General features: G+C 67.1%; 3 protein-coding genes. 1 reads left to right on the top strand and 2 read right to left on the bottom strand.

Translation table 11 applies throughout. From position 1 onward, the window contains the following. Nucleotides 1-461 (bottom strand): aromatic amino acid lyase (locus EOA28_RS31210; RefSeq protein WP_189342279.1); only part of this gene is annotated, 461 nt, incomplete at its 3' end. Next, complete coding sequence (gene hutI / locus EOA28_RS31205) at nt 458-1,687, bottom strand: imidazolonepropionase (RefSeq protein WP_189342281.1); 1,230 nt, start codon at nt 1,685-1,687, stop codon at nt 458-460. The genes hutI and EOA28_RS31210, both read right to left, overlap by 4 nt. Nucleotides 1,688-1,784: 97 nt before the next feature. Here hutI and EOA28_RS31200 point away from each other — a divergent pair. After that, nucleotides 1,785-2,924 (top strand): formimidoylglutamate deiminase (locus tag EOA28_RS31200; RefSeq protein WP_128315635.1); only part of this gene is annotated, 1,140 nt, incomplete at its 3' end.

Genomic DNA, 2,924 nt, shown 5'->3' with positions numbered 1-2,924 from the left:
GCGGTCATGTGCGAAAGCGGCGCGAGGTCGCCGGAAGCGCCGACCGAGCCCTGCGCCGGCACGACCGGAATGACGTCGTTGGCGAGCATCCCTTGAAGCAGGTCGATGGTCTCGGCGCGCACGCCGGAGGCACCCTGGGCGAGGCTGGCGAGCTTCAGCGCCATCATCAGCCGCACCACGGCGACCGGCATCGGCTCGCCGACGCCGGCGGCATGCGAGAGCACGATGTTGCGCTGAAGCGTTTCGAGATCGCTCTCTGGAATACGAACGCTGGCCAGCTTGCCGAAGCCGGTGTTGATGCCATAGACCGGCTCGCCCTTGGCGAGGATGCGGGCGACCGCCTCGGCGCTGGCTCGGATCTTCGGCCGGCAGGCCGCATCCAGCTTCGGCACGGCGCCGCGATAGATGGCGCGCCAGTCGGCAAGCGTCGCGCTGCCGGGCGTCAGGGTCAGTTCGGTCATTGTCCTCTCCAGATGCGGGCATGGAGCGGGTTGAAGCCCATGCGATAGACGAGTTCGGCCGGGCGCTCGATGTCCCAGATGGCGAGGTCGGCCGATTTGCCGGCTTCCAGCGTGCCGGTCTTGTCGAGGAGCCCCAGCGCACGCGCGGCCTCACGGGTGACGCCGGCGAGGCATTCGTCGACGGTCATGCCGAAGAGCGTCGCGGCCATGTTCATGGTGAGCAGCAGCGAGGTGAGCGGCGAGGTGCCGGGATTGCTATCGGTGGCGACAGCCATCTTCACGCCGTGGCCGCGGAAGAGATCGACCGGCGGCTTCTTGGTTTCGCGGATGAAGTAGTAGGCGCCGGGCAGGATCGTCGCCACGGTGCCGGCCCTGGCCATCGCGGCGGCGCCCTGTTCGTCCGTGTATTCAAGATGGTCGGCCGACAGCGCGCCATAGCGCGCGGCAAGGGCCGCGCCATGCAGGTTGGAAAGCTGGTCGGCGTGCAGCTTCACCGGCAGGCCGAGGGCCTTGGCCTTGTCGAAGACACGGGCCATCTGCTCCGGCGAGAAGGCGATGCCTTCGCAAAAACCATCGACGGCGTCGGCGAGCTTTTCGGCGGCGACCTGCGGCAGTATGGTGTCGGCGACGAGATCGATGAACGCGTCCTTGTCGCCCTTGGCTTCCGGCGGCAGCGCATGGGCCGCGAGACAAGTGGTGCGGATCGTGACCGGGCGCTCGTCTGCCAGACGGCGGGCGGCGCGCAGCGACTTTTTCTCGTTGCCGGCATCGAGGCCGTAGCCGGACTTGACCTCGACGGTGGTGACGCCTTCGGCGAGCAGCGCGTCGAGACGCGGCAGCGTCTCAGTGACCAGCTCATCCTCGCTCGCCGCGCGCAGCGACTTGACCGAGGAGACGATGCCGCCGCCGGCGCGAGCCACTTCTTCATAGGTGGCGCCGGCCAGACGCATCTCGAACTCGTTGGCGCGGTTTCCCGCATAGACGAGGTGCGTGTGGCAATCGATCAGCCCGGGCGTGATCCAGCGTCCAGCGCAATCGATGGTCTCGGCGCCCTGCCCGGCCGCGACCGGCATGTCGGCCTCGGGGCCGGCGTAGACGATAAGCCCGTCGCGCGCGGCGACCGCACCTTTCTCGACGATACCGAGACCGGCCGCGCCATCGGCCATGGTCACCAGGCGCGCATTGCGCCAGACCCGATGGCCGCTCTTCCCGCTTGCTCCACCCATCATCTTTTCCGTTTGCTTGGATGGCGATTATGTATATACATATTGAAACGCAACGCAAGCGATAATGTCGCCTGGGCATTCAGATTCGGAGAGGAACGTGACGGCAATCTTTGCGGAACAGGCGCTGCTGCCCGGCGGTTGGCAGGGCAATGTCAGGATCGCTTTCGAGGGCGGCCGCATCTCCACGGTCGAGATCGGCGATGTCGCGCGAGCGGGCGACGAGCGCCATGCCATCGTCCTGCCTGGCATGCCCAACCTGCACAGCCACGCCTTCCAGCGCGGCATGGCGGGGCTGGCTGAGCTGCGCGGCCCTTCGGCCGACAGTTTCTGGAGCTGGCGCGAGGTCATGTATCGCTTCGCGCTGTCGATGACGCCGGACCAGGTCGAGGCGGTGGCGGCGCAGCTCTATGTCGAAATGCTGGAGGCCGGCTTTTCGCGCGTCGGCGAGTTCCACTACCTGCATCACGACCGCGACGGACAGCCCTACGCCAACGTCGCCGAGATGGCGGAGCGGATCGCGGCGGCAGCCGGAAAGAGCGGCATCGGTCTGACACTCCTACCGGTCTTCTATGCTCATTCCGCCTTCGGCGGCGCCGCTCCCAATGAAGGCCAGCGGCGATTCATCAATGATGTCGAACGTTTCGGACGTCTGCTTGAGAAAGCCCGCGAGGCTGTTCGTCCGCTTGAGCAGGCCGTTGTCGGCGTCGCGCCGCACAGTTTGCGGGCCGCAACTCCGGACGAGCTCAATTCAGTCGCGGCCATGTCACCGAACAATCCGATCCACATCCATGTCGCCGAGCAGGTGAAGGAGGTCGAGGACTGCGTCGCCTGGTCGGGCAAGCGTCCGGTCGAGTTCCTGCTCGCCAACGCTAAAGTGGACGAGCGCTGGTGTCTGATCCACGCCACGCATATGACCGAGGCCGAAACGATCGCCATGGCCCGGACCGGCGCGATCGCCGGGCTTTGCCCGATCACCGAGGCCAATCTCGGCGACGGCACTTTCGCGGCGCCGCTTTTCGTCGAGCATGGCGGCCGTTTCGGTGTCGGCTCCGATTCCAACGTGCTGATCGGGCTGCCGGACGAGCTGAGGCAGCTCGAATATTCGCAGCGCCTCGCCCATCGCGCCCGCAATGTGCTGGCGCGTCCCGGCGGTTCCAACGGGCGCGCCCTGTTCGATGCGGCGCTCGACGGCGGCAGCCAGGCGCTGGGCGCCGGCCCGTCGCAGATTGCCGCCGGC

This window comes from Mesorhizobium sp. M2A.F.Ca.ET.067.02.1.1 (assembly GCF_004023285.1).
Taxonomy (GTDB): Bacteria; Pseudomonadota; Alphaproteobacteria; order Rhizobiales; family Rhizobiaceae; genus Mesorhizobium.
This window is presented reverse-complemented; position numbering and strand designations above follow the sequence as displayed.